This is a genomic window from Acidovorax sp. 56 (assembly GCF_002749705.1).
In the GTDB taxonomy this organism is placed as follows: Bacteria; Pseudomonadota; Gammaproteobacteria; order Burkholderiales; family Burkholderiaceae_C; genus Acidovorax.
Genome location: NZ_PEEV01000001.1, coordinates 2,224,000 through 2,248,827, shown reverse-complemented (window position 1 = coordinate 2,248,827; position 24,828 = coordinate 2,224,000). Strand labels below are relative to the sequence as shown.

Annotated in this window: 24 protein-coding genes and 1 tRNA gene; 20 read left to right on the top strand and 5 right to left on the bottom strand. The window is 65.3% G+C overall.

Annotated elements, in window-relative coordinates:
* Positions 1 to 48: 48 nt before the first annotated feature.
* Both CLU88_RS09950 and CLU88_RS09945 read right to left on the bottom strand, forming a co-directional pair.
* Positions 49 to 585, bottom strand: coding sequence for a transposase (locus CLU88_RS09950; RefSeq protein WP_099656456.1), 537 nt, complete (start codon positions 583 to 585; stop codon positions 49 to 51).
* Positions 586 to 617: 32 nt separating this feature from the next.
* A complete protein-coding gene (locus tag CLU88_RS09945) occupies positions 618 to 1,130 on the bottom strand; it encodes an Lrp/AsnC family transcriptional regulator (protein WP_099656455.1) in 513 nt (170 codons plus the stop codon).
* A gap of 86 nt (positions 1,131 to 1,216) precedes the next feature.
* Between CLU88_RS09945 and CLU88_RS09940 the strand changes: the two genes are divergently transcribed.
* From CLU88_RS09940 to CLU88_RS09845, 20 genes are all read left to right on the top strand, one after another.
* Positions 1,217 to 2,119 (top strand): DMT family transporter, encoded by a 903-nt coding sequence (locus CLU88_RS09940; protein WP_099656454.1) that lies wholly within the window; start codon positions 1,217 to 1,219, stop codon positions 2,117 to 2,119.
* A gap of 131 nt (positions 2,120 to 2,250) precedes the next feature.
* Positions 2,251 to 3,006 carry a beta-ketoacyl synthase chain length factor gene (locus CLU88_RS09935; RefSeq protein ID WP_099656453.1) on the top strand — a complete coding sequence of 252 codons (756 nt, stop codon included), beginning with the start codon at positions 2,251 to 2,253 and terminating at the stop codon, positions 3,004 to 3,006.
* A gap of 184 nt (positions 3,007 to 3,190) precedes the next feature.
* On the top strand, positions 3,191 to 3,775 hold the full coding sequence (locus tag CLU88_RS09930; protein WP_233205596.1) for a 1-acyl-sn-glycerol-3-phosphate acyltransferase: 585 nt from the start codon (positions 3,191 to 3,193) through the stop codon (positions 3,773 to 3,775).
* Positions 3,762 to 4,022, top strand: a complete 261-nt coding sequence (locus CLU88_RS09925; protein WP_099656452.1) for a phosphopantetheine-binding protein — start codon at positions 3,762 to 3,764, stop codon at positions 4,020 to 4,022. Before CLU88_RS09930 ends, CLU88_RS09925 begins: the two co-directional genes overlap by 14 nt.
* Before the next feature lie 52 nt (positions 4,023 to 4,074).
* Complete coding sequence (locus CLU88_RS09920; RefSeq protein WP_099656451.1) at positions 4,075 to 4,335, top strand: acyl carrier protein; 261 nt, start codon at positions 4,075 to 4,077, stop codon at positions 4,333 to 4,335.
* Positions 4,336 to 4,357: 22 nt separating this feature from the next.
* Positions 4,358 to 4,909 (top strand): hypothetical protein, encoded by a 552-nt coding sequence (locus CLU88_RS09915; protein WP_099656450.1) that lies wholly within the window; start codon positions 4,358 to 4,360, stop codon positions 4,907 to 4,909.
* Positions 4,910 to 4,967: 58 nt separating this feature from the next.
* Positions 4,968 to 6,680: an AMP-binding protein gene (locus CLU88_RS09910; protein WP_099656449.1), complete on the top strand. Its 1,713-nt coding sequence runs from the start codon at positions 4,968 to 4,970 to the stop codon at positions 6,678 to 6,680.
* Positions 6,677 to 7,453, top strand: coding sequence for a glycosyltransferase family 2 protein (locus tag CLU88_RS09905; RefSeq protein ID WP_099656448.1), 777 nt, complete (start codon positions 6,677 to 6,679; stop codon positions 7,451 to 7,453). Before CLU88_RS09910 ends, CLU88_RS09905 begins: the two co-directional genes overlap by 4 nt.
* Positions 7,450 to 8,448, top strand: coding sequence for an acyltransferase (locus CLU88_RS09900; protein WP_099656447.1), 999 nt, complete (start codon positions 7,450 to 7,452; stop codon positions 8,446 to 8,448). Before CLU88_RS09905 ends, CLU88_RS09900 begins: the two co-directional genes overlap by 4 nt.
* 68 nt (positions 8,449 to 8,516) lie before the next feature.
* Positions 8,517 to 8,957 (top strand): thioesterase family protein, encoded by a 441-nt coding sequence (locus CLU88_RS09895; protein WP_099656446.1) that lies wholly within the window; start codon positions 8,517 to 8,519, stop codon positions 8,955 to 8,957.
* Entirely contained in the window at positions 8,954 to 9,583 is a 630-nt protein-coding gene (locus CLU88_RS09890) for an outer membrane lipoprotein carrier protein LolA (RefSeq protein WP_099656445.1), read from the top strand. The genes CLU88_RS09895 and CLU88_RS09890 overlap by 4 nt, the downstream gene beginning before the upstream one ends.
* A gap of 30 nt (positions 9,584 to 9,613) precedes the next feature.
* Positions 9,614 to 11,971, top strand: coding sequence for an MMPL family transporter (locus CLU88_RS09885; protein ID WP_099656444.1), 2,358 nt, complete (start codon positions 9,614 to 9,616; stop codon positions 11,969 to 11,971).
* Between the two features lie 53 nt (positions 11,972 to 12,024).
* Positions 12,025 to 12,600, top strand: a complete 576-nt coding sequence (locus CLU88_RS09880; RefSeq protein WP_158235592.1) for a DUF3261 domain-containing protein — start codon at positions 12,025 to 12,027, stop codon at positions 12,598 to 12,600.
* Positions 12,600 to 13,799: a beta-ketoacyl-ACP synthase gene (locus CLU88_RS09875; RefSeq protein WP_099658770.1), complete on the top strand. Its 1,200-nt coding sequence runs from the start codon at positions 12,600 to 12,602 to the stop codon at positions 13,797 to 13,799. Before CLU88_RS09880 ends, CLU88_RS09875 begins: the two co-directional genes overlap by 1 nt.
* The gene (locus CLU88_RS09870) at positions 13,799 to 14,287 is read left to right on the top strand and encodes a hotdog family protein (RefSeq protein ID WP_233205424.1); all 489 of its coding nucleotides are present in this window, start codon (positions 13,799 to 13,801) and stop codon (positions 14,285 to 14,287) included. The genes CLU88_RS09875 and CLU88_RS09870 overlap by 1 nt, the downstream gene beginning before the upstream one ends.
* A 154-nt stretch (positions 14,288 to 14,441) precedes the next feature.
* Positions 14,442 to 15,209, top strand: a complete 768-nt coding sequence (locus tag CLU88_RS09865; protein ID WP_099656442.1) for a 3-ketoacyl-ACP reductase FabG2 — start codon at positions 14,442 to 14,444, stop codon at positions 15,207 to 15,209.
* Positions 15,206 to 16,462, top strand: coding sequence for a beta-ketoacyl-ACP synthase (locus tag CLU88_RS09860; RefSeq protein WP_099656441.1), 1,257 nt, complete (start codon positions 15,206 to 15,208; stop codon positions 16,460 to 16,462). Before CLU88_RS09865 ends, CLU88_RS09860 begins: the two co-directional genes overlap by 4 nt.
* On the top strand, positions 16,463 to 16,870 hold the full coding sequence (locus CLU88_RS09855; RefSeq protein ID WP_099656440.1) for a hypothetical protein: 408 nt from the start codon (positions 16,463 to 16,465) through the stop codon (positions 16,868 to 16,870).
* Between the two features lie 85 nt (positions 16,871 to 16,955).
* Positions 16,956 to 17,390, top strand: coding sequence for an excinuclease ATPase subunit (locus tag CLU88_RS09850; RefSeq protein WP_099656439.1), 435 nt, complete (start codon positions 16,956 to 16,958; stop codon positions 17,388 to 17,390).
* 19 nt (positions 17,391 to 17,409) lie between these two features.
* A complete protein-coding gene (locus tag CLU88_RS09845; protein ID WP_099656438.1) occupies positions 17,410 to 18,180 on the top strand; it encodes a 4'-phosphopantetheinyl transferase superfamily protein in 771 nt (256 codons plus the stop codon).
* A gap of 67 nt (positions 18,181 to 18,247) precedes the next feature.
* Here the strand turns inward: CLU88_RS09845 and CLU88_RS09840 are convergent.
* The 3 genes from CLU88_RS09840 to CLU88_RS09830 form a co-directional block, all read right to left on the bottom strand.
* Positions 18,248 to 18,322: transfer RNA gene (locus tag CLU88_RS09840), tRNA-Arg, on the bottom strand.
* 53 nt (positions 18,323 to 18,375) lie between these two features.
* A complete protein-coding gene (locus tag CLU88_RS09835) occupies positions 18,376 to 22,821 on the bottom strand; it encodes a translocation/assembly module TamB domain-containing protein (protein ID WP_099656437.1) in 4,446 nt (1,481 codons plus the stop codon).
* On the bottom strand, positions 22,821 to 24,758 hold the full coding sequence (locus CLU88_RS09830) for an autotransporter assembly complex family protein (protein WP_099656436.1): 1,938 nt from the start codon (positions 24,756 to 24,758) through the stop codon (positions 22,821 to 22,823). Before CLU88_RS09830 ends, CLU88_RS09835 begins: the two co-directional genes overlap by 1 nt.
* Positions 24,759 to 24,828: the final 70 nt, after the last annotated feature.

Sequence of the window (24,828 nt, the reverse complement as noted above, 5' to 3'; positions counted from 1 at the left end):
TACCCGTAGGTCGGGTTAGCCTGCAAGGCGTAACCCGACGCATGCCCCTTACTCCCGCCCGACCCCCTCCAGATCCGGCTCCACTTGCCCCCAGTCGGCTGGGTAAATCCCCGCCGTCACAAAGCGCCGAAAGCTCGAATACGGCCACTCCGACGCTGACTTAGCCCAGCCGTGCTTCACCGGGTTGTAGTGGATGTAATCCACATGGCGGGCGTAGTCGTCTTCGTCGCGAACCCGGTGCTCCCAATAGCGGTGTTGCCACACGGCCTGCTCCTGCTTGGCGGCGCGGGCGGCATCCTTTGTGCCGCGTTGATGCACAGGACCATGTTTGGTGAACCAGGTCTTGATGAGCCGCCAGCGGGTGGCAAAGTCTGCATCGTCTGGCGGCAGTGTCCAGAGGCAATGCACATGGTCAGGCAGCACCACCATGGCATCTATGGAGAAAGGGCGCGATGCGCGCACCGTGCGCAAGGCGGCGCGTAGGGTTTCGACGGCGGCTTCGGATTGCAGCAGGGGGCGGCGCTGGTGGGTGACGACGGTGAAGAAATAGGTGGCGCCCGGGGTGAAGGCGCGGCGGTATTGCATGGGGTGGTGTGGGGCGTAAGGAGGGTGTCGGGTTACGCTGCGCTAACCCGACCTACGGGCGTAGCGGGCGTTGTCTCCAGCGCCACATGCAGCCCCGCTTTCAGGCACCCTAGCGCCACCGAGGTCCGAAACCGCCGCACGTTGTCGTCGCCCTCAAACAGGCGCTGCGTCAGCGCCTCGTAGTCGGCCATCGAGGCCACGTTCACCACCAGCAGGTAGTCGGCCTCACCGGTCACGCTGTAGCACTGCTGCACGGCCTCTTCGGCGGCAATGCGCTCGCGCAGCGGGGCGGTGCGGTCGGGGCGCTCGTTTTCCAGGTGCACTTCCAGCACGATGGTCAGTGGCTTGCCGACCTTCACCGGGTCCAGCACCGCCACGTTGGCGCGGATCACGCCGTTGTCTTTCAGGCGCTGGATGCGCCGCTGCACGGCGGGCGCCGACAGGTTCACGGCCTGCGCTATCACGCGTTGGGGCGTGGTGTTGTCGGACTGCAGGATGTTGAGGATGGCAAGGTCAAAGCGGTCAAGTGCAGCGTTGGTGGTCATGCAAGGCCCCTGGAGTGAGCGAAAGTTGCGTTCAAGGCCCCAAAACAGAGCCAAAAGCACGCGCCATACGCACTACATTTTTGCGCATGACTGCATCCCGTCTTCAACGTTTCTTTCCCTTCCTTGCGGTGCTGGGCTCCGTCACTGCCTTGGGGCTTGGCACTTCGTGGGCCAAGCAGGTGTTGTTTCCGGCCGTGGGCGCGCAGGGCACCACGGCAGTGCGGGTGGGCCTGTCGGCGGTGTTGATGCTGCTGCTGTGGCGCCCCTGGCGCTGGCGCCTGTCGCGGGCCGATGCCAAGGCCGTGGCCCTGTATGGCGCTGCGCTGGGCGCCATGAACCTCATGTTCTACATGTCCATCCAGACTCTGCCATTTGGCTTGGCCGTGGCCATCGAGTTTGCCGGGCCGCTGGCCGTGGCCATCTGGTCATCGCGCCGCGCTGTGGACTTTGTGTGGGTGGCACTGGCCATGGTGGGCCTGGGCTTGCTCCTGCCTTTGGGGCTCAGCGGCAGCACGTTGGACCCGGTGGGGGTGATGTATTCGGTGGGCGCTGCCGTGTTCTGGGCGCTGTACATCATCTACGGCAAGCGGGCCGGGCATTTGCACGCGGGGCAGTCGGTATCGCTGGGCCTGCTGGTGGCAGCGATGGTAGTGGTGCCCGTGGGCGTGGCGCATGCAGGCGCTGCGCTGCTGTCCCCCTCGGTGCTGCTGGTGGGCTTGGGGGTGGCGGCCATCTCCAGCGCCATTCCCATCTCGCTGGAAATGATGGCTTTGAAGCGCCTGCCCAAAGAGGCCTTTGGCATCATGATCAGCATGGAGCCCGCCGTGGCTGCGCTGCTGGCGCTGCCGCTGCTGGGTGAGCAGTTGAGCGCCATCCAGTGGCTGGCCATCGGGTGCATTGTTGCGGCATCGATGGGCAGTGCCATGACGGCGGGGCGATCCAAGGCGGCGCACCTTGCCCGCAGTGAGCCCGTCACGGTCTCCGGATAACCCGGGCCGTGGCAGGAGGCTACAGTGCCTCTTGTGTGGTCGGCCAGCCCAAGTGTCGGGTTTTACCCAGAGGCCGAAGGGGCTTTCTGCGACAATCCCTGGATAACAAGTGAGTGGATTGAGGGAAAGCCGTGCGAGCAGTGTTCGCCATCAAGGCGTGGGCTGCCGTAGCACCTGGCCTGCAAAATCAAGCGCAATGGTTGCAGTGGGCACAGGCCCCTGCCTGCCCGGTGGGTGTGGCCGAGGTCGATTTGGCCCATGTCCCGCCTATGTCGCGCCGCCGTCTGGGCCTGTTGGCCAAGATGGCGGTTTCTGTCGCCGATGCGGTATTGCCTTCAGGCCAAGGGGTGGATATCCCCATGGTCTGGGCTTCGCGTTATGGTGATGCTGAAAAAATGATCGCCCTGCTCAAGAGCCAGGCCCAGCAAGAGCCTTTGTCTCCGACCGCCTTTGGGCTGTCTGTGCACAACGGCGTGGGGGCGCAGTATTCCATTTTGCGGGGTGTGCGTGCCAACGCCGTGTGCGTGGCTTCATCGCATTGCGCCCCTGAGGCCGGGGTGGTGGAGGCGGTGAGCCTGCTGCAAGAAGAGGGGCGCGAGGTGATGTTGGTCTGTTATGACCAGCCTCTCGCCAGCGAATACGCAGCTTTTCATGATGAGCCCGTGGCTGACTATGCGTGGGCGTTATTGCTGGAGCCCTTGCGCGCGGGCTGCGAAGGGTTTGCGCTCCAGGCTTTGGACGCTGGTGGCAGTTTTGAGCGCGATAGTTCTGCTGCTGCGCTACCGCACGGGTTGGATGTCCTTCATTTTTTGTTGCAAGCCCATCGCAAAAACATGGTCTGCTCTCATGCAGCGGGTCAGTGGCTTTGGGAGCGTGTGCATGCTTGAATCGATCAATAGGGTGTGGCGCATAGTGGCCACGGGGTTTTGCTTTTCTGTTTTTGGATTGGGCGGGCTGGTTTTGCACTGCGTGGTGTGCCCGCTGCTCACCGTGGTGGTACGTGCGCCAGCGCGCCAGCAGCAGTGGTCGCAAACCATCATCCATTTCTGCTTTCGCTGGTTTGTGGCCTTGATGAATGGGGTCGGTGTTATCTCCTATGAGGTGCATGGCCTGGATCGCTTGAAGCGGCGCGGACTGTTGATCCTCGCCAATCACCCATCGCTGATTGACGTGGTGTTTCTGATCTCCTTTGTGCGCCATGCCGATTGCATCGTCAAAGCGCAGTTGTCGCGCAACCCCTTCACGCGCGGCCCCATCCGTGCGGCCGGTTTCATCACCAATGGCGATGGTGCGGGTTTGCTGGAAGACTGTGTGCGGTCACTCAAGGCTGGCAACAACCTCATCGTATTTCCGGAGGGCACGCGCACGCCGCTGAGTGGCCCCGTCAAGCTGCAACGTGGCGCAGCCCATGTGGCGGTGAAGGGGCGTGTGGACATCACGCCTGTGCACATCCACAGCAGCTTGCCGATGCTGACCAAAGGAACGCCATGGTGGAAAGTGCCCGCACGCAAACCCCATTTCACGATCGAGGTCCGTGAAGATATTGAGATTCACGATTTTTGTGCATCGTCTGCCAGCGAAGCATTGGCGGCACGCCATGTGACTGAGCATTTGTCAGAACAACTTTTTAAGAGATCAGCCTGTGCCTCAACTTGAGCAAGAGATCAAAGAGATCATCATTTCGTCCCTGGCGCTGGAAGACATCACCCCAGACGACATTGACCCTGTGGCACCTCTGTTTGTGGAGGGCCTGGGGCTGGATTCCATCGATGCCCTGGAGTTGGGGCTGGCATTGCAAAAGCGCTACGGGCTGAGCCTGTCCGCCGATTCGGAGCAGACACGCCAGCACTTTGGCAGCGTCCGTTCCCTGGCTGCCTTCGTGGCAGCCCATCGCGCGCAGTAGCCCAGTCCCAGTATGCGCGAGACAAGCACCACAGTTTTCACGGTTACTGCATATGAACAAAGAAGCCATTTATGAGCGCATCGCCTCTATCTTGCAAGAGACTTTCGAGATAGACGCCAGCCGCATCACCCCGGACGCCCGCCTGTACGACGATCTGGACATCGATAGCATCGACGCTGTGGATTTGATCGTCCAGCTCAAGCCCTGGGTGGGCAAGCGCTTGAATGCCGATGCCTTCAAGGCTGTGCGCACAGTGCAGGACGTGGTGGACGCTTTGCACCAATTGGTGAACGAGCCCGCGCCCGCAGCCTGAACGCGACCACGACTTGCGCGCCATGCACAAGCTGGTGACCGCCGTGCTGGTGGTGTTGACGGTGTTGTACCCCCTGGGCGTATACCTGGCCATGGGCCGTGTGGCCCCGCAATGGCTGGCCGTGCTGCTGATGCTGCTGGCTGTGCTGCGCGCGGTGGTCACGCGCCAGCGCTTTTGGTGGGCAGTAGCCTTGGGGGCTGCGGTGCTGGCCCTGGCTGCCTGGTGGCAGGGCGATGCGCTGGCCGTCAAGCTCTACCCGGTGCTGGTCAACGCCGTGCTGCTGGTGGTTTTCACGTTCAGCCTGCGCCACCCGCCCACCGTGGTGGAGCGACTGGCCCGGCTCACCGAACCTGGCCTTTCGCCCTCGGGCGTGCGCTACACGCGCAAGGTGACGGTGGTGTGGTGTGTGTTCTTTGTGCTTAACGGCGCCGCCGCTGCCTATACCGCCACCTTCAGCAGCGACGCCACCTGGGCCCTGTACAACGGTCTCATCGCCTACATATTGATGGGCTGCCTGATGGGCACTGAGTGGTGCATACGGCAATGGGTGAGGCGCCGCGAAGCCATGGCCTGATCCAGAAAAACTGCTTTCCCTGTTCCAACAACTCCAAGAATCCAGGAATCGAGCAAAGGTGAATACTTTCTCAGCATTGTCCGAAGTGGCACTGCCGCAGTCGCGTGCGGCCATGCATGCGGTGGCGACCGTGGGTGGGCGCACGGTATCGCATGCAGACTGGCTGCACAGCGTGCAGGCCTGGTGCGCAGCCTTCCAGAAGGTGCCGGGCACCGAGGTGGGCCTGTATTTTGACGACCCACTGTCCTTTGCGGCATCGCTGTGGGGCGCCTGGCACGCGGGCAAGACGCCAGTGCTCGCCAGCGACCTGCAACCACACACCTTGGCACACCTGCTGCCCCAGGTGCAGGCGTGTGCGGGCCTGCTGCCGGACGCTGTGCTGCCGGACGGCGCTGGCGCCGCAGCCGTGGTGCTGCAGCCTCTGTCGTTGCGTGATGCGCGGGTGGTGATGTTCACTTCTGGCTCTACAGGCGCCCCTGAGCGCATTGCAAAGCACCTCTCTCAGCTGGATGCCGAAGTGCATGCCCTGCAGGCCGTGTTTGGCGCCCTGGCCGATGCGCCCGGCCTGCGCACGCTGGCCACGGTGTCGCACCAGCACATCTATGGCTTGTTGTTCCGTGTGCTGTGGCCGCTGGCCGCAGGCCGTCTGCTGGGCACTGACTTCTTGCGCTACCCCGAAGAACTGGTGGCGCAGCTGTCCGTGCCTGGGCCTGCGTTGCTGATTTCGAGCCCGGCCATGCTCAGTCGCCTGCCGGACCATCTGGACTGGGCGGCCGCGTCGCAAGGGCTGCGTGGCATTTTTTCGTCGGGCGGCCCTTTGCCTCCCGATGCGTCAGCGCAGAGCCTGGCCTTGCTCGGGCACTCGCCCACCGAGGTGTTTGGTAGCTCTGAGACCGGCGGCATTGCCTGGCGGCGCAGGGCTGAGCAGGGCGATGCCTGGCAGCCCCTGCCGGGCGTCCAGGTGCGCCTGGCCGACAGTGGCTGCCTCTTCGTGCGCTCGGGCCACTTACCCGATGCAGCGGTGTGGTGGGAGACTGCCGACCGCGCCCTGCCGCAGGATGGGGGTACAGGCTTTGTGCTACAGGGTCGGGCTGACCGGATCGTGAAGATCGCGGAGAAGCGCATTTCCCTGACGGCCATGGAAAACGCTCTGTTGGCCAGTGGATGGGCGACCGCAGTCAAAGCGGTGGTGCTTGAGTTGCCTCACTCTGCAGCCCGTGTGGGCATGGTGCTGGAGCTCAATGACGCGGGCTGGCTGGTCCTGCAGCAGCAGGGGCGCAGGCAGATGGGCGCTGCGCTGCGCAGCTTGCTCGAGCCCTGTGTGGACCGCGTGGCGCTGCCGCGCAGCTGGCGCTACGTGGCACGTCTACCGCAAAACGCGCAAGGCAAGACCACGCAGCATGACTTGCTGGAGCTGTTTCGCCCGCTGATGCCGCCGCCCCAATGGCTGCAGCGCAGTGCGCACCAGGCGACGGCCAGTTTGCGGGTGGATGCGCAACTGCGCGTGCTGGACGGACATTTTCCTGGCGCCCCCATCGTGCCAGGCGTGGCGCAACTGCACTGGGTTGTGGCGCTGGGCATGCAGGCTTTTGGCATCCCTTCGGCTTTTTTGCGGGCCGAGGTGGTCAAGTTCCAGCAACCCATCCTGCCCGGTGACACCGTGCAGGTCCAATTGCAATGGGGGGCTGACAAAGGGAGCTTGCAGTTTGCCTTGACGTCTGAGCGCGGATCGCATGCCAGCGGGCGACTGGTACACGGGGTGCAGAAATGACCGTGCCCAGGTTCAACCCGGTGGCCATCATCCCGGTCTACAACCACCCCACCACCATTGGCCGCATGGTGCAGGGCGTGCTGGACGCTGGCCTGCACTGCATCCTGGTGGACGACGGCTCCGAGCCCGGCTGTGCTGCGGTATTGGACGCGCTGGGTGTGCAGCATGGGGCCTTGGTCACGGTGCTGCGACTGGTGCACAACCAGGGCAAAGGGGGCGCCGTGATGACGGGGATGCGCCATGCGCTGGCAGCTGGCTACAGCCATGTGCTGCAGATCGACGCTGATGGGCAGCACGCCGTAGCCGACATCCCCGCATTCATTGCGTTGGCCCGAGCCCAGCCTGACGCCATGGTGTGTGGTGCGCCACGCTATGACGCCAGCGTGCCCAAAGCACGCCTGTATGGCCGCTATGCCACCCATGTGTGGGTGTGGATCAACACCTTGTCGCTGGACATCGAAGATTCGATGTGCGGCTTTCGTGTCTACCCGCTTCGCGACGCGATTGGCGTGATGGACGGCGCCCGCATTGGCAAGCACATGGAGTTCGATACGGAGATCCTTGTCCGCATGCACTGGAAGGGTGTGCCTTTCATCACGCAGCGCACGGCTGTGACGTACCCGCAGGATGGGTTGTCGCACTTTCGCGTGTGGCGCGACAACGTGCTCATCTCGGGCATGCACACCCGCTTGTTTGGCGGGATGCTGCTGCGCAGCCCTGTTTTACTCGCACGCAAGCTGTTGGGGCGTGCCCGTCGCAGGTCGGTGGCATGACGGCACGCGCACCTCGGGCCCAAGCCACGACGCCGGATGTCACCTCGCAAGATGTGCCGCACTGGGCGCATTTGGGGGAAAGCACCTTTGTGGCTGGCATGTGGCTGCTGTACCAGGTGCACCGGTTTCTGGGTCGCTGGCCGTTCCTGGCCTGTTTGTACCCTGTTGTGGCGTACTACTGGCTGGCCAAGCCGATAGCACGCCGCGCCTCCTTGCAGTATCTGCAGCGCATGCAGGCGGCCCATGGCTTGTGGCCTGCGGTGCCGGGCTGGCGGCAGAGTCTGCAGCACTTTCGGGTGTTTGCGCAGGTGATTTTAGACAAGCTGCTGGCGCTCACCGGGCGTTACCGGTTCGAGCGCGTGGCTTTCGTTGGGGGTGAGCCGCTCGATGCTCTGCTGGCGCAGGGGCGAGGGGCGGTGGTGGTCACTGCGCACATGGGCTGCATTGAGCTGTGCCGCGCCATGGCTGAACGGCGTGAGGGGCTGCGGCTCAACGTTCTGGTGCACACGGCCCATGCCCAGCGCTTCAATCGGCTGATGCAGCGCCTGGCGCCGGACAGCGGAGTGCAATTGTTGCAGGTCACTGAATTCAGCGCGGCCACCGCCATCATGCTGGCCGAGCGCGTGGCGCGTGGCGAGCTCATTGCCATTGCGGGCGACCGTGTTCCTGTACACGAGAGCCGTGTCACGCACGCACCGTTCCTGGGGCATGAGGCGCCTTTCCCTTGTGGTCCTTACATCCTGGCGGCTGTGCTTGAATGCCCGCTCTACTTCATGGGCTGCGTGCACGAAGGCGAGGGCTATGCCGTGGAGTTTGTGCTGCTGGCCGACCGCGTGCAGCTACCGCGGGCCCGGCGCGAGCAGGCCATTGCCGAGTACGCATCCCTCTACGCCCAGCAGCTCGAGCGCATGCTGTGCAAGGCGCCCTACGACTGGTTTAACTTTTTCCCTTTCTGGGAGCAAGGCGTGGCTGCGCGTCCTGCTTCCACTGCTTGATCCCATGATCAATGGACTCTCCCCCATGAGCTGTGCCCCCGTCTCCTATTTTTCCAGGGGGCTCTTTTATGCCGACTGACAAAGAGCTGGCATCGCGCGATCGGCTGACTTGCGAGATCGACATCACACCGGCGTTTTACGACATCGACGTGATGGAGATCGTGTACCACGGCCACTACGTGCGTTACCTGGAGCTGGCGCGCAGCGCGTTGCTGGCGCAGTTCAACTACGACTACCCGCGCATGCGCGATTCGGGCTACGCATGGCCTGTCGTGGACATGCGCCTCAAGTATGTGCGCCCGGCCACCTTTGGCCAGACGCTCAAGGTGCGTGCCACCATCACCGAGTGGGAGAACCGCCTGCGCATCGACTATCTGCTGCGTGACGCTGCAACGGGCCACAAGGTCAACAGTGCACACACCATCCAGGTGGCGGTGGATATGCAGACACGTGCCATGTGCTTCGTCTGCCCGCCTGTGTTGTGGAAACGGTTGGGGGTGGCACCATGAGGTTCGCTGCATGGTTGTGGGCTGTGTCACTGTGTGCGATGGCGCTTGCTCCGGTGCATGCGGCAGAGCCCGCTGCGCAGGAGCTGCTTGCCCAGGTGCGCCAGCGTGTGCAGGACGCCCCTGTCGTGCGTGGCACCTTCGAGCAGCTCAAGACCGTCAAGGGCTTCAAGCAGCCACTTCGGTCCAGCGGCGATTTTGTTGTGGCGCGTGGCAGAGGCATCGTCTGGCATGTGCTGCGACCGTATGAATCGCTGCTGGTCGTCAAACCTGACAGCCTGCAGTCGCGCGGCAGCGACGGCAAGGTGACCATGCAGATGCGGGCGCAGGATGAGCCTGTGCTGCGCACCGTCAATGCCATGCTGTTCGCCGTGATGTCGGCCAACCTGGCAGAACTCGCCCAGCACTTCGAGGTGACGGGGCAGGTGGCGGCCAAGGGGTGGTCGCTGCATCTCGTACCCCGCGATCCCACACTGGCCCAGTGGCTTGCTGCCGTAGATCTGCAAGGCAACCAGTTCGTGCAAGAGGTCAAGCTGCAGGAGGCGCGTGGCGACAGCAGCGTGATCCGCATCACGGCCCCCGTGGCAGAGAACGCCTTGCGCCCGCAGGATGCGGCGCAGTTTGACTGAGGGTGGCGTAGCGCAATGCGTGTGAATTCCATGTCAACCCAAGACGCCCAGCCAGGCTGGCTGTGGCGCACGGCGGCACTGGCCTGGCTGCTGGTGACCATCGCCGTGGGCGTGCACCAATGGCAGTTCTGGAAGCACGACGGCATTGACACCGACGTGATGGCCCTCTTGCCGGTGAACGAGCAGGCACCCGACGTGGCCCAGGCCACCGAGCAACTGGTGGGGCAGATGTCCCGCCAGGTGGTGGTGTTGCTGGGCACAGGCGAATGGAACGAGACGCGCTCGGCTGCGCAAGTGTTCCGCCAGTCGCTGGGTGCGGGGGCTGGCGCGCTCCTGCGGGAAGACGCCATGGCGCAGAAGACCTCCATAGATGCCGCGCTCGGCTTCTACCAGCCCTGGCGCGATCGCCTGCTCACGCCCGAGCAGCGCGCCATGCTGGCGGGTACGTCCGATGCCGCAATGGTGCAAAAAGCGCTGCAGGACTTGTACCAGCCTGCTGTGCAGGCCCGCCTGTCCGACTGGGTGAGCGACCCCCTGGGCCTGTGGACGCAATGGTGGACTGCGCGCGGGGCGCAGAGCCAAGCGCGGCCACGCGACGGCGAACTGTGGGTGGCGGCTGGCGGATTGCAGTGGTCGGTACTGCAGTACACGCTGGAGGGCTCGGCCTTTCGCCTTTCGGGCGAGCCGGTACTGGGCCATGCGCTGCAACAGGCGCTGGCCAATGTGCAGGCGAAGTGGCCTGGCGCCCGCATGGTCGTGGCCGGCGTGCCCCTGCACGCTGAAGCAGCGGCCGTGCAGGCCAACCGCGAGATCAACACCATCGGCTGGGGCTCTCTTGCTGGCGTGCTGCTGCTGGCTTGGCTGGCTTTCCGTTCGCTGCGGCCGGTGGCGCTGGTCGGTGTCTCGCTGCTGGTGGGCTGCGCGGTGGCGCTGTCGGTCACGGCGCTGTTCTTCGCGCAGGTGCACCTGTTGACCTTGGTATTTGGTGCCAGCCTGGTGGGTGTGGCGGAAGACTATGGCATCCACTACTTTGCCAGCCGCCAGGGGGCGCCCGGACGCAGCCCGCATGGGCTCATGCGGGGGCTGATGCCAGCGCTGTGGCTGGCTTTGGGCACCAGCGCCATCGCCTATCTGGCATTGGGCGCTGCAGCCTTTCCGGGCTTGCGGCAGATGGCAGTTTTCTCGGTGGTGGGGCTCACTGCGGCCATGCTCACCGTGGTCTGCTGGTTCCCTTGGCTGGACCGGGGCAGCATGCCGCACAGCCCTGTGGCCCAGAGCATTGGCCAGACGCTGATGGCTTGGCCGCGTTGGCGCCATGCGCTGCCTGGCTCTGTGGCTGCCTGCGCGGTACTGGTACTGCTCCTTTGGCTGCTGGGTGGCCTGCGCGTGCAGGATGACGTGCGTCAGTTGCAGAACGCCTCCACCCCTCTGGTGGCGCAGCAGCGCCAAGTGAGCGAGATCCTGGGCCTGCCCAGCCCTGCGCAGTTCTATCTGGTGCAGGGCAAGACGCCGGAACAGGTGCTGCAGCGAGAAGAGGAACTCAAAGATCGGCTCGACGCGCTGGTGGCGCGCCAGGTGCTGGCGGGTTACAGCGCCGTGTCAGATTGGGTTCCATCGGCCCGGCGCCAGGACGGCGATGCACAGTTGGTGGCCCGTGCCCAGACCGCCGTGTTCAAGGGGGTGAACACGGCGTTGGGCGAAGACTTTGCGCTGGTTGGCAGTCCTGCATCTGCACCACTCACGGTGCAGGCCTGGCTGGCGCAGCCCATCTCGGCAGCCGCGCGGCCGTTGTGGCTGGGCGAGCGCGATGGCAGCTACCGCAGCCTGCTCATGCTGCGAGGTGTGAAGGGTGTCGAGGCGCTGCCCGTTTTGGAAGGCGCCGTGCAGGGCCTGGAAGGCGTAGCTTGGGTGGACAAGCCGGCCGAGATATCGGGCCTGCTGCAGCGCTACCGTATCTCCATGACCGAGTTGCTGCTGTTGGGGCACGCACTGGTGCTGGCAGCTCTGTGGCTGCGCTTTGGCAGCAAAGCCTGGCGCGCCTGGATGCCCACGGTGCTCGCCAGCTTGGTGGTGGTGGGTGCACTGACGGCCACGGGTGCGCCCTGGCAGCTGTTCAACGTGCTGGCGCTCATGTTGCTGCTGGGCGTGGGCATCGACTACGGCATCTTCCTGCAGGAGCATGAAGACGACCCCCATGCCTGGCTTGCTGTGGTGATTGGCGCGGGCAGCACCTGGTTGTCTTTTGGTCTGCTCGGTCTGTCGCAAACCCCCGCACTCAGGGCCTTCGGCCTGACGTTGATGTTGGGCTTGCCGTTGGTGTTGGTGCTAGCGCCCTTGTTTCGGGCGGGTATGGGCGATACGAACGACAAGAAAGTGGGGGCGAAATGATGCGCCAGCGAGCACGAGTTGACAGCCCCGACCGAGTGGTGGCGAGGGCATGCGTGCCGTTGCTGGCCTTTGCGATGGCATTGCTGGCGGGCTGTGCCTTGCCGGGTGGCCCATCGGCTGGCGCAACCCACCCACCTTTGCTAGCGTTGGCACCCTCTGCCCTGGGCTGCACCGTGGGCGTGCAGCAGCGGTTGACAGTCCAGCGCCCAGGCCAGCCTGCGCAGCAATTGGAAGCCTTGTTGGAGGTGGATGGGCAGGCTGTGCGCCTGGCCTTCTTCGTGATGGGGCAGGGCATGGGCACCATGGCCTGGGACGGCCTGCAGTGGGATACACAGCTTTCGCGCCACTGGCCTGCGCAGTTGACGCCTGAGCAAGTGCTCAGTGATCTGCAACTGGCCTTCTGGCCCACGCCGGTGGTGCAGCAGGCTGTGGCGGCAATGGGGGCACCATGGCAATTGGAAAGCTCTGCCACTGGCCGTCGCCTGCTGCGTGATGGCAAGGAGTATGTGCGCGTGCAATTTGTGGAGAGTTTGGCGGTGGAGATCGTTTACCCCCAGGGCCCTTTCACTTTGCGGGTGGAGTCTCCTGGGGGCCCCCAACTGTGCGCTACGGCGCAGGAGCCGGTTTGATGTCTGTCACCACGGCTGTTTATCTGAATGCAGCATCGGCTTACAGCGCATTGGGGGTCGATGCCGAATCCATGCGTGCCCACCTGTTTGCGGACGCCGACCCCCAGACCTTGCGGTGGACAGACCAATACTCGCCGGGCCGTGTATTGCCCTTGGGTTGCTTGCCTGAGGGTGTTGAGCTGCCTGCACTGGACTTTGCACCGGCGCATCAGCGCTCTCGCAACAACGCGTTGGCCTGGGGGGCTCTGCACGCTTTGCAAGGTGCGGTCGCGCAGGCCATTGCACGTTTTGGCCCCACACGCGTAGCGCTCGTCGTGGGCACCAGTGCGGCCGGCATTGAAGAGGGTGAAGCCGCCGCCCGCTGCTTGTTCAATGAAGGGCGGTTCCCTCCTGGTTTTTCCTACCCTTTGCAAGAGATGGGGAACGTGGCTGAGTTTTTGGCGCAGCACCTGGGTGTGCGTGGGCCAGCCCATACCATTTCTACCGCCTGTTCTTCTGGGGCCAAGGCGCTGGCGTCTGCCGCGCGGTTGCTGCGGGCGGGCATGGCTGATGCCGTGGTGGCTGGTGGCGTGGACGCGTTGGGCCGCTTTACCCTGGCGGGTTTCAGTGCGCTGGAGGCTGTTTCGGCCAAGCGCTGTAACCCTCTGTCCGTGCACCGCAATGGCATCAATCTGGGTGAGGCAGCGGCCTTCTTTGTCCTGAGCCGTGAGGCCGGGCCTGTCCGTTTGGCAGGCTGGGGCGAGTCGCAAGACGCGCACCATATGTCCGCCCCTGATCCCACGGGCCAAGGGGCTGCGGCTGCCATGCGGCAGGCACTCGCACGCGCGGGTCTGGAGCCCGCTGACGTGGACTACGTCAATCTGCACGGGACGGCCACGCCGCACAACGACGCCATGGAAAGCCATGCCGTGCACGCCGTGCTGGGCAATGGCGTGGCGGTCAGTTCCACCAAACCGCTCACGGGGCACGCTTTGGCGGCAGCCGGCGCGCTGGAGGCGGCCGTGGCTTGGCATGTGCTGCACAACAACCCGCAGGGCGTGCTGCCCGTGCATTGGTGGGATGGCATGGCCGACCCGGACGTACCCTCTCTGGCGCCTGTCGTACCCGGTCTGCGGTTAGGGCGCCCCGTTCGTGCCGTGATGAGCAATTCTTTTGCCTTTGGCGGTAGCAACAGCGCTTTGCTGTTCACAGCCGCCTGATGAGTGATGACAACCTGATGAGCAGCGAATTTCTTCCCATCGAAAACTACGTACCCCACCGCGGCGTCATGCTGCTGCTGGACCGCCTGGTTGCCGCAGACGAGGACACGGCTGTGGCCGAGGTGACCGTGCCACGCGACGGTTTGTTTTTGCAGGACGCAGGCATGCCCTCTTGGGTCGGCATGGAATACATGGCACAGGCAGTGGCTGCCTGGGCGGGCTGGCGCGCGCGGCAAAAAGGGCAAGCGGTCAAGATTGGCTTTTTGCTGGGCTCGCGCCGGTACGAGGCAGTGCAGCCCTTTTTTGCACCGGGTCAGCGCCTTAGGGTCAGCGTGCGCTGCGAATTGCTGGGCGACAACGGCCTGGGCATGTTCGATTGCCGCATTCATGCAGACGGTGACGTGGAGCTGGCCAGTGCGCGCGTTTCGGTCTTTGAGCCCGAAGACGGTGGCGCCTACATTGCCGCTGCGCCAGCGGCAAGTTCCTGAGAGATCCAGTGGGCGAAGACTTTGCCTGGAGATTGGGCCGCTCATTGTGCAAGGGTTACGCCAATGCCCATCTGCACACATCGGGCATCCAGCAACACACTAAAAATCGCCATCCGGGAGATGGGCAGTAGATGGACGGTAGATGGACCAAAGAATGAATGATCTGACACACACAACGACACCTACGTCGGCTTCGGACACCACCGTGCTGGTGACGGGGTCCAGCCGAGGCATTGGGCGCGCGATTGCGCTGCGTCTGGCGCAGGCGGGCCACAACATCGTGGTGCATTGCCGCAGTGGCATGGATTTGGCTCAGAGCGCCGTGGCCGAAATTGAGGCCCTGGGCCGCAGCGCACGCGTGCTGCAGTTTGATGTGGCCGATCGCGCCGCCTGCGCGGCCGCCCTGGAGGCCGACATGCAGGCCCATGGGGCCTACTACGGCGTGGTCTGCAACGCAGGCATTGCTATGGACAACGCCTTCCCCGCCATGACCGGCGAGGAATGGGACCGCGTGGTGCACACCAACCTCGACGCCTTCTACAACGTGCTGCATCCCGTGGTCATGCCCATGGTGCGCCGACGCAAGCCGGGGCGCATCGTTACCTTGGCCTCGGTCTCGGCGCTCATGGGCAACCGTGGGCAGGCCAACTACAGCGCTGCCAAGGCGGGTGTGATTGGTGCGACCAAGTCGTTGGCCATCGAACTGGCCAAGCGCAATATCACCGTCAACTGCGTGGCCCCTGGCTTGATTGACACCGAAATGGTCAGCGAAGAGGTGCTGGAGCATGCGCTGGAGTTGATTCCCATGCGCCGCATGGGCACCGTGGATGAGGTCGCTGGCGTGGTTGCCTTCCTCATGGGTGCAGAGGCTTCGTACGTGACGCGCCAGGTGATTTCGGTGAACGGAGGTATGGTCGGATGAACGCTTCCCCTGGAACTACCAAGCGCCGTGTGGTCGTCACCGGCATCGGTGCGTTGAGCCCGTTGGGCAACGATTGGGCCACGGTGCGCAGCCACCTGCTGAGCGGTCGCAATGCCATCCGCGTGATGCATGAATGGGCTGACTATGAAGGCCTGAGCACCCAGCTGGGCAGCACGGTGGCTCCCTTTGAGCTGCCCGCGCACTACAACCGCAAGACCATGCGCAGCATGGGGCGTGTGGCGTTGATGGCCACGCGTGCCACAGAGCTGGCCCTGGAGAACGCGGGTTTGTTGGGGGACCCCTTCGTCAAGAGCGGGCAGATGGGGGTTTCCTACGGTTCCTCCGCCGGCACGCCCGCTGCCATTGGCGACTTCGGGCGCATGATGGCCGAGAAAAGCACCGAAGGCATCAACGCCAACACCTACATCAAGATGATGTCTCACACGGCGCCAGTGAACATCGGTGTGTTCTTTGGCACCACGGGCCGCATTATCACCACGTCCAGCGCCTGTACGTCTGGCAGCCAGGGCTTGGGTTACGCCTACGAGGCCATCCAAAGCGGCAAACAACTCGCGATGCTGGCAGGCGGTGCCGAAGAACTGGATGCGACGCAGGCTGCCGTGTTCGACACCCTGTTTGCCACCAGCACCAAGAACGGCACGCCCGAGCTGACCCCACGCCCCTTCGATGTGGGCCGTGATGGCCTGGTGCTGGGGGAGGGCGCATGCACCTTTGTCCTGGAAGAACTCTCGCACGCCCAGGCGCGTGGCGCGAACATTCTGGCCGAGATCATTGGTTTCGCCTCCAACTCTGATGGCACCCACGTCACCCACCCCAACCCCATCACCATGGCCCAGGCCATGCGCATGGCTTTGGACGATGCGGGCTTGCCCCCTGAGGCCATTGGCTACATCAACGCCCACGGCACTGCCACGGACCAGGGCGACATTGCGGAGACCCATGCCACCCATGCTGTGTTTGGCGATGCGGTGCCTGTGAGCACGCTCAAGGGCTACATGGGCCACACCCTGGGGGCCTGCGGCGCGCTGGAGGCCTGGATGACGCTGGAGATGATGCGTGAAGGCTGGTTCGCACACAACGCGAACCTGGTCGAGCCAGACCCGCGCTGCGGCGCTGTGGACTTCATCATGGGTGAAGCGCGTCCGTTGCATACCGAAGTGGTGATGAGCAACAACTTCGCCTTTGGCGGTATCAATACCTCTTTAATCTTCAAACGATGGAGCCATCAGTAAATGAAATCTATGCGCAAAGTGGGATGGACGGGTGCCTTGCTCCTGGCGCTTGCGATGTCCAGCGGCGCCGCAGTGGCGCGCACGGCAGACCTATACGAACCCCCCAGAATTTTGACGGTGGGTAGCCAGGCTACAGATTTGCAACACAGCCGTGATCGCATCATTGCTGCGGGCCAATCCCTTGGGTGGGCCGTGGTGCGAGAGACCCCCGAACTGCTGGAGTTGCAATACGACAAGCAGGGCAAGCACCAGGTCACTGTCTCCGTCAGTTATGACACTTCGGGCTACCTGGTTCGGTATGTCACGAGCACCAACCTCAATTACGCCGAAGTGGATGGGCAGCGCAAAATTCACCCCAACTACAACCGTTGGGTTCGGAACTTGATCAAACAAATTGGTGGGCAGTAAAGCACCCATTGGCTTAGCTGCTTTGCAGACCGGGAATCGTCCCTAAAAACGCAACAGGTCTTTTGTGAAAGGCCGGGAGAGAAAAATGAAAAAAGCGATTGTTTTGCTGGCGACCCTCGCGGCCGTGGGCTTGGTCCATGCCCGTGACGAAGTGATCACATTGCCCCTGGATGAAGTGGTGCGATTGGGGGTTGAACAAGGCAAGTTGGACGGTAGCGTGGCGTTCCACCTTTCCGGTGCGAACACCCCCAAGGTGGTCGCCCGTCTGGGTGAGGATGTCTCCAACAAGAAGACCAACAGTGTGGGCAAGGACACTGCCACCGCTTGCAAATGGGCTGCACTGTCTGCCTTGATGGCGTTCCAGCAATCGGCCAAGGAAAAGGGTGCCAACGCTGTGGTGGACATGCACAGCTTCTACAAGCGCAATGCGGTGAAGGACCCGGTGACCTTCCAGTGCCACGATGGCAACATCGTGACTGGCGTGGCCCTCAAGGGAACCTACGCAAACATCGCGAAATAACCCAGCGTTGAGGACGGCGATGGAGGCAGAGCCCGGTCTTCGGCTGCTGCTGGCCCCGCAGGCCTTGATGGGGGGCGCGGCGCAGCAGCTAGAGCCTGGGTGGCTGACTGCAAGCGAGTTGGCTCGCGCCGCGGTCATGCGCCAGCCGGGCCGGCACCACGAATTCATGGCGTGCCGCTATGCCCTGCGCCACCTGCTCGCCCTGGCCTATGGCCATGCAAGCAGCACTTGGCGGCTCGATGCCCCCGAGGGCAAACCGCCCCGGCTCAACGCTGCGGTGCATGGAGCCGTCCTGGCTGCAAACACCCACTTGTCTTTGTCCCATAGCGCTTCCCTGCTGGCTTGTGCGGCCTTTCGCCAGCCTGTGGGGGTGGATGTGGAAGTGGTGGATGCACGCGCGGGCAAGCGCGATGTGCTGGCATTGGCTGGCTTGGCCTGCACCGATGAAGAGAGGCGCCAATTGAGCGCCATGGCGATGGGGCCGCAGCAGCGCCTGTTGTTTCTGCAGTGGTGGACGCTCAAGGAGTCGTACTTCAAATGCACTGAAACGGGGGTGGACTTTTCACGCATACGCCGCATTGAGTGCCGTCCTGCGAATGCGGTGCCGGGATCTGGGCAGCGGCTGGCGCGGGCGCAATCCTGGGTTGGCAGCACACCCGCTGGTGAAGATGTCGTGCTGTCTGTGTGCACATTGGACGGCGCATTGCCCGCTGCCCAAATTCAAAACTGCGCGGAGATTGCCTGGCGCCAAGAAACCGAGTGGACGTTGGTCGAGTTGCCGAGCACTTGAGAGCGGATGAAGTGTTCAGCCGCCATAAAAAAGTCCGCAAGAGCATAGGCTCTGGCGGACTGGTGATTGGTCCCTTCGACAGGAATCGAACCTGTATCTAGCGCTTAGGAGGCACTCGTTCTATCCATTGAACTACGAAGAGATTGGGCGCGATTGTAGAGGCTGTAGCGATGCACTCTGGGCAGGGTTGCATTCTCAGTCGTACTTCATCGTGTAGATCAGATCCACCGCACTGTTGCTGCCCGCTTGCCCGCGCAGGGTGAGGCGGCGCGAGAGGTCGTAGAAGATGTACAGCGCGCCCATGGTGCCGGACAGGGTACGTTCGTAGGTCACGTACAAGTCCTTGGACAGGCGTTTGCCGAAGGTGAGGGCGGCGGCGCTGGCGTCTTCGCCGGCTGCGGCGCTTTTGAAGCCGATCTCGTCCAGGCCCACGCGGCTGGCCAGGTTGGCGGTGACCGACTGGCCCCGGTTGCCCAGCAGGGTCAGCGCGGCTTGCTGCAGCACAGCGGCTTCGGCACCGCCTGCAGTGGCGTCGCGGCCCAGCACCACCCAGGCGAGCTTTTCGGCGTCGGGCAGTTCGGGGTCTGAGTACAGGCGCACGCGGGGCGCCAGGGCCGAGCCGGTGACCTGCACGCCTGCGCGCACGCTGATGTTGGGGCGCAGTGCCAGGATGTCGAGCGAGGGGTTGTTGTACGGGCCGTTGAAGCGGATGAGGCCGGTCTCCACGTCCAGCACCTGGCCCCAGGCGCGGTAGCGGCCCTCTTCGGTGCGCACCTCGCCCGTCACGCGCGGGGGCGCGCCGGGGGTGGAGCTGCTGCGCAGTTCCACCTCGCCAGTCAGCCGGGTGGTGATGCCGTGACCTTGCAGGGCAAAGTCGCGGCCCAGGTTCAGCGTCACGGCCATCACCGGGGGCTTGGCGGTGGTGATGCGCCCGGTGGGCTCTGGTGCGGCCTGCTCGGCTTTTTGCTGGGCCTTGGCGGCGGCTTGTGCGCTGGCCTGGGCCTGCTTGTCGCGCGCGGCAGATCGCACCACCACGTCCGAGCCCAGCGTGGGGGCGGATTCGTCGGGCAGCAAGATGGTGGCGCGGTCGGTGGTGAGCTGGCCGGTCAGGCTGAATTGGCCTTGCTCCAGCGTGGCTTGCAGGTTGCCCGAGACGCTGACCTGCCGATCGGCACGCACGAGCACCTGCAGCGCTTTGGCCTGGGCTTGCAGGTTCAAGCTGATGCGGGGCGCTGCATTGGTGGCCGGGTCGGCATCGGTCCAGGCCAGGCGGCCGGTGGCCGAGAGCGTGCCCCGCTCGTCGGGGGCTGCTGTGCGGTTGCCGCTTTGGCCGGTGATGCGGGCTTTGCTGCCGCGCCCGCCTTGCAGCTGGAACTCGGTCAATTCCACCTGGTTGCCGCGCAGGTTGGCGCGCAGGCGGCCGCCTTGCAGGTCTACTCCGTCCAGCAGGGAGCGCACAGCCAGGTCATCTGCGGCCAGCGTGCCTGCCCAGCGCGGGGCATTGCGGGTGCCGGACAAAGTGGCGTTGGCGTCCAGCGTGCCGCGCACGCGCCAGCCGGGGGGGGCCAGGGCCGACCACACGCCTACGTCGGGCAGCCGTGCGCGCAGGGTGCCTGCCAGCGGTGCGTCGGCAGGCCAGGGGGGCTCACCCTGATCCCATTGGATGCGGGTGTTGGCACTGGCATCGATCTCGCCCGCGCGGGCACTGGCCCATTGCAGGCGGGCGCTGAGGGTGTCGGCCTGCAGTTGCACCGACAGCTCTGCCTGGCGCACGCCCGCCGTGCTGATGGCGGCAGCAGCGGTGGCCGCTTGGACGCTGCCAGCCCCCAGCCCCTGGCCGCTGCTGTGGCTGACCACGCCGGTGGATGCATCGCCGCCCAGAATGCGTACATCGCCCTGCGTGCGCCGCAGGCTGGCGCTGGCGCGTGGGGTGTCGGTGGTGTCTACGTTCCACTGCCCTTCCAGCAAGATGTCCGTGGCCAGGCCCAGCCGGGCCAGCAAAGGTTGCGGGGCCAGGGTGGGGGCGGTGGGCGAGGGTGTGGTGCCGGTTGCCGGGGAGGTGGCCTGCTCGGTACCCAGCGCATCCACCCAGGCCAGGGGCAGGCCCTGTAGCGTGCCCTGCGTTTGCACGCGGGGCAGGGCGCCTGCCACCGTGGTCAGGCGCAGGGGCTGCCAGCGCAGTTGCACGGTGCCGGGCAGGGGGCCTGTGATCTGGGCTTGGCCTGCGGTGGCTTGCACGGCCCAGCCCAGAGGTGTGTGGGTAGCGGCTTTGCGGGGCTGTTCTTTGGGAAGCACTTTGGCCGCAGGGGCACCGCTGTGCAACGACACGCTCCACGGCTCGGTGAGCTGGGCCGTCCAGGTGCCGCTCAGGCGCGTGTCTTGCCACTGGGCGCGCAGATGGCTCCACTGGGCTTGCCATGTGCTGGAGCCTGCTGCAGCACCCGCCCCAGTGCCTGCCGCCGGGGCGCTGAGGCCGCCGCTGAGGCGGGTTTGCAGCGACCAGCGCTGTGTGCCGGTGCGCGCCTCGCCTTCCACTGTCAGGTTGGCTTGGGTCATTTGCCCCTGCAGCTCAGCCTTCACCGTCCGCCATTGGATGGATGTGGCGACGTTGCTGGACGCGCCCGCTGGCAGCACCGTCTCCAGCTGGGGGCTGCTCAGCGTGGCTTGCACGCTAAAGGCAGGCTGGCCTGCGGGCCAGGCCGTGCCCTGCGCGGCGGCTTGCAGTTGTTGCTGCAGCGTGTGCCAGCCGCCATTCCACTGCCATTGCAGCTGCGCCTGGCCTTTGGCCGATGCCGTGCCCAGCGCGCTTTGCAGGGCTGCGCCCACCCAGGGTAGGCGGCCCAGCCAGCGCAGGGTTTGCTCCGCATCGTTCACGCGCAGCAGGCCGTTGCCCTGGCCTGTGCGCGGGGCCATTTGCCCTTGCAGGCGCAGCTCGGTCCCGGGCACGGTCACGTTCAACAGCCCTTGCGTTGCCAGCGTGGGGGTGGGGCTGGGTGTGGTCGTCTGTCCAACTGCCTCCGCGGCTGGACCCCGGCTGATGCGCAGGTCGGTGGCTTGGGCCTGCAGTTGCAGGGCTTGCAGGTTCAGCTTCTCGATGCGCGCAGTGCCCCCGTTGTCCAGGGGGTCCCACTGGCCTTGGGCCGAGAACGCATCGATGCGCAGGGCTGCCGCGTTGCCCGCTGTAGCGCTTGCTGGGGCGCCTGGGCGGGCGGCGCGCACATCGGCCACAAAGCGCACGGTCTGCGTGGCCTGCGACGGCACGCTGGCCTGCAGGCTGCCTGATAGCGGTGCCGCTGCGAGTGCGGTGTGCAGCGCCGCGGGCGACAGGTGGCTCAGGCGGGCTTCTCCTTCCAGCACGCCGCTGGCGGGCGTGAAGCGGCCTTGCACACTGAGGCTGCCCGCGTTGGGGCCCGCGCCCACGGTAGCGGTGGCGCTGGGCACTGCCCACTGCGTGCCGTTGTAGGTGGCCTGGGCTTGCAGTTGGGCCAGGGGCAAACGCTGTGTGTCCCAAGGGCCGGGCTGGCGGTTGGTCACATCGGCCGCCAGCTGCCAGGTGGCGGGTTGTAGGGCATTGCCCGCCGTGGTGCCCAGGCTCAGGGTGCCCTGCAGATCGGTGGCGGGGGCCTGGGGCCACAGGGCGGCCAGGTTCACGGATTGCAGGGTGGCCTGGGCTTTCTGCACGGGCTGGGCTGCCCAGGGCTGCACCGTGGCCTGTACGCTGGCGCGCATGGCGGCTGCGTGGGCCTTGGTGCCTGCCAGTGAGGTGCCAGGCTGCACATCCGCCTGCAACTGCAATTGGGCTGCTGCTGTGGCCAGCGTGCCTTGCAGGCTGGCGTGGGCCGTGGCGGTGAATGCCTCGGTGCGGCCGGGCAGGGCTGTGGTGAGGGTGCCATCCACCGTGGCTTGCAGTGCCATGGGCGCTGCGCCTTGCAGGGTGGCCTGTGCGGTGTACTGGCCCTGCGCCAGCGCCAGGTGGTCAATGCGCAGGTGGTGCGCCTGTCCGTCAAAACGGTACTGGCCTGCCAGCCCGTGCACCTGCAGTGGGGAGGCACTGGGCTTGTCGGTGGCGGTTGCGGTACTTGCTTGGTCCTCCGAGCCTTGTTCGGCCCGGCTCCATTGCAGTTGTGCGATCTCAAACGGCACCTCCATCGCCAGGGGCAGCAGCAGTTGCTCCAGGGGGGCGGTGGCGGGCGGGGGCTCGTTGGCTGGGCGTGGCAGGGGCGTGATGTGCACCTGCGCCGCGCTCACGGTGCTCAGCTGCAACTGGCGCTGCAGCAGCGGCGGCAGTTGCCAGCCCAGTTGGGCATCGGTCACTTCCACCGCCAGGGTGGGGCTGCTCCAGCGCAGCCAACCCACGCGGCCGCCGCTGCGCAGCGAGCCTGTGACGTCGCGGCTTTGCAGGCTTTGGCCTGCGGGCAGCCACTGGGCCACTTGCGTCAGGGCGGTGGCCAGTGATGTGGACTGCCCGGCCCACCACCAGGCGGCCCCGGCCACGCAGGCCAGGGTGATGCACAGGGCTGCCAGCGCCCACAGCAGCCAGCGCAGCACCTTGCGGGCCGGATGGCCCGTTGGGGCTGGGCCTGCGGCTGGCGTGGGTGGGGTGTGCGGTGTGGGCGAGGACGTGTCTTGTGGTGTCTGCATCAGAAGGTGAATCCCAGTCGCAAGTGCAGCCGCAGCTTTTTCGATTGAACGCCCCAGGCCAGGTCGGCCTGCAGCGGCCCCACGGGGCTGCGCCAGCGCACGCCTGTGCCCACGCCCACGCGCGGGTCCAGGTCGCCCACGCGGTCGGCCACGGCACCGGCGTCCACAAACAGGGTGCTTTCCCAGTCGGTCATGTTGCCGCCGTAGACGATGGGGCGTTGCCACTCCACGCTGGCCACGCCCATGTAGCGGCCGCCGTACAGCAGGTTGTTGTCGGTGCGTGCACCGATGGCACGGTAGCCGTAGCCACGCACAGTGGTGTCGCCCCCGGTCAGGAAGAGCTGGGCGACGGGGATCTCGGCGCTGTCGCGTGCCAGCACGGCGCCCACTTCGGTGCGCACGGCAATGCGGGCGCTGCGGGCCACGCCGTCGCCCGCCTCGACCCGCCCTGCGGGAAAGAACGATTGCCAGCGCACCAGCGTGCGGGTGAAGGGGTTGCGTTCAGGCCGCAGCGTGACGCCTGCGCCCAGCTCCACCGCAATGCCGTAGCCGCGCGTGGGGGCCGTGTTGCTGTTGAAGTAGCGGCCCGTCCAGCCGTAGTTCACGCTCAGGGCCGCGCTGTCCGCCGGAGCATTGAGGCCCTGGGCGCGCGAAGTGTCGTAGCGCAGGTAGTAGGTGCGGTCGATGTTCTTGGTGCTTTGGCTGCGCCCGCCCAGCACTTCCACGCTGTTGACGTCGTAGTCGCCTGTTTGCTGGCGTTGCGCCAGGCCCGAGGTGAACCAGCGCCAGCCGTTTTCGCCGGGCAGGGCCGTCCAGCCGGTGCCGATTTGCTGCGCCTTCTTGTCGAGCGAGAGCTTGTTGATGGCACGCCAGCCCTCTGTGGGCCACTGGTTGTGCGTGTGGTCGATGGACAGGCGCGGCCCGCTGTCGGTGGACACGCCCACGCCAAACACCAGCTTTTGCAGCTTGGCCTCGCGCACCTGGGCGATCACCGGGGCGGCCTGCGGGGTGGGGCTGTCGGTGTCCAGCGTCAGAAACACCGCGTCGTAGTAGCCGCTGCTGGCCAGGCGCTGCTGGGCATCCAGCATTTCGGCCTCGTCATACACGGTGCCGGTGGGCAGCCGCGCCAGGCGGCGCGCGCCGTCGGGGTCATAGCGTTCGTTGCCCTGCACTTTCAGCGGCCCGAAGCGGTAGGCGGGGCCAGGGTCGTATGTGACGGACAGGGCCGCCTGCTGCGTGTCCGCATCCACCTCGGCGCGGCTGTTGGTGATGCTGGCGCTGGGGTAGCGGCGCGCCTGCAGCTGGCGCAGGCCTGCGCTTTTGGCACTGGACCAGCCCGATTGCGTGAAGGCGCTGCCCTCGGGCAGGGCCCAGTTGCGTTGCACGCGCTCCAGCTGGCGCACCCGGGCATCGGGCTCCGCCTCTGCACCTTCGGTGAAGCGGATGTCGGCACTGGCAATGCGCGTTTGGGGCCCAGGCTCCACGGTGATGGTGACGGCATAGGGCGGTGTGGGAGCGGCCGCATCGGCGGGGGCTTCGCGCAGGCTGATGGTGATATCCGGGGCAAAGTAACCCAGGGTGCCCAGCAGCTCGCGCACATTGGCGTCGGCGGCGTGCAGCAGGCGGCGCAGCTCTTCGGCCTGCAGGTCGGGCAACTGGCGAAAGCGTTGCAGCTCCAGGTGGCGCTCCAGCGTTTCGCGCACCGTGTCAGGGGCTTTGACATCCAGGCTGAACGTTGCTTGCGCTGCCGCTGTGGCTGCGTCGGTGGTGGTGTGGGTCTCGTCGTCTGTGGGGGCTTGGCGTGGCCACAGGCTGCAGCCTTGCAGCGCCAGCGTGCCGCAAAGCAGCAACGCCGACCATGGGGCCGGCGTTGAATGGGGCAGTGCCTTGCGCACGGTGCACGCGCTGGCAGCAGAAACGGGCGTGGATAAATTCATGTCAGGGGTGCAATGCCGCAATCGTGTTGCAGTAGTGCCTGAGTATGGAGGCAACTGCCTGGCACTATGC

Coding starts and splice junctions, on each gene's coding strand:
- CLU88_RS09950 (WP_099656456.1), bottom strand. CDS start 585: ATGCAATACCGCCGCGCCTTCACCCCGGGCGCCACCTATTTCTTCACC.
- CLU88_RS09945 (WP_099656455.1), bottom strand. CDS start 1,130: ATGACCACCAACGCTGCACTTGACCGCTTTGACCTTGCCATCCTCAAC.
- CLU88_RS09940 (WP_099656454.1), top strand. CDS start 1,217: ATGACTGCATCCCGTCTTCAACGTTTCTTTCCCTTCCTTGCGGTGCTG.
- CLU88_RS09930 (WP_233205596.1), top strand. CDS start 3,191: ATGAATGGGGTCGGTGTTATCTCCTATGAGGTGCATGGCCTGGATCGC.
- CLU88_RS09920 (WP_099656451.1), top strand. CDS start 4,075: ATGAACAAAGAAGCCATTTATGAGCGCATCGCCTCTATCTTGCAAGAG.
- CLU88_RS09915 (WP_099656450.1), top strand. CDS start 4,358: ATGCACAAGCTGGTGACCGCCGTGCTGGTGGTGTTGACGGTGTTGTAC.
- CLU88_RS09905 (WP_099656448.1), top strand. CDS start 6,677: ATGACCGTGCCCAGGTTCAACCCGGTGGCCATCATCCCGGTCTACAAC.
- CLU88_RS09900 (WP_099656447.1), top strand. CDS start 7,450: ATGACGGCACGCGCACCTCGGGCCCAAGCCACGACGCCGGATGTCACC.
- CLU88_RS09895 (WP_099656446.1), top strand. CDS start 8,517: ATGCCGACTGACAAAGAGCTGGCATCGCGCGATCGGCTGACTTGCGAG.
- CLU88_RS09890 (WP_099656445.1), top strand. CDS start 8,954: ATGAGGTTCGCTGCATGGTTGTGGGCTGTGTCACTGTGTGCGATGGCG.
- CLU88_RS09885 (WP_099656444.1), top strand. CDS start 9,614: ATGTCAACCCAAGACGCCCAGCCAGGCTGGCTGTGGCGCACGGCGGCA.
- CLU88_RS09875 (WP_099658770.1), top strand. CDS start 12,600: ATGTCTGTCACCACGGCTGTTTATCTGAATGCAGCATCGGCTTACAGC.
- CLU88_RS09870 (WP_233205424.1), top strand. CDS start 13,799: ATGAGTGATGACAACCTGATGAGCAGCGAATTTCTTCCCATCGAAAAC.
- CLU88_RS09865 (WP_099656442.1), top strand. CDS start 14,442: ATGAATGATCTGACACACACAACGACACCTACGTCGGCTTCGGACACC.
- CLU88_RS09860 (WP_099656441.1), top strand. CDS start 15,206: ATGAACGCTTCCCCTGGAACTACCAAGCGCCGTGTGGTCGTCACCGGC.
- CLU88_RS09855 (WP_099656440.1), top strand. CDS start 16,463: ATGAAATCTATGCGCAAAGTGGGATGGACGGGTGCCTTGCTCCTGGCG.
- CLU88_RS09850 (WP_099656439.1), top strand. CDS start 16,956: ATGAAAAAAGCGATTGTTTTGCTGGCGACCCTCGCGGCCGTGGGCTTG.
- CLU88_RS09845 (WP_099656438.1), top strand. CDS start 17,410: ATGGAGGCAGAGCCCGGTCTTCGGCTGCTGCTGGCCCCGCAGGCCTTG.
- CLU88_RS09835 (WP_099656437.1), bottom strand. CDS start 22,821: ATGCAGACACCACAAGACACGTCCTCGCCCACACCGCACACCCCACCC.
- CLU88_RS09830 (WP_099656436.1), bottom strand. CDS start 24,758: ATGAATTTATCCACGCCCGTTTCTGCTGCCAGCGCGTGCACCGTGCGC.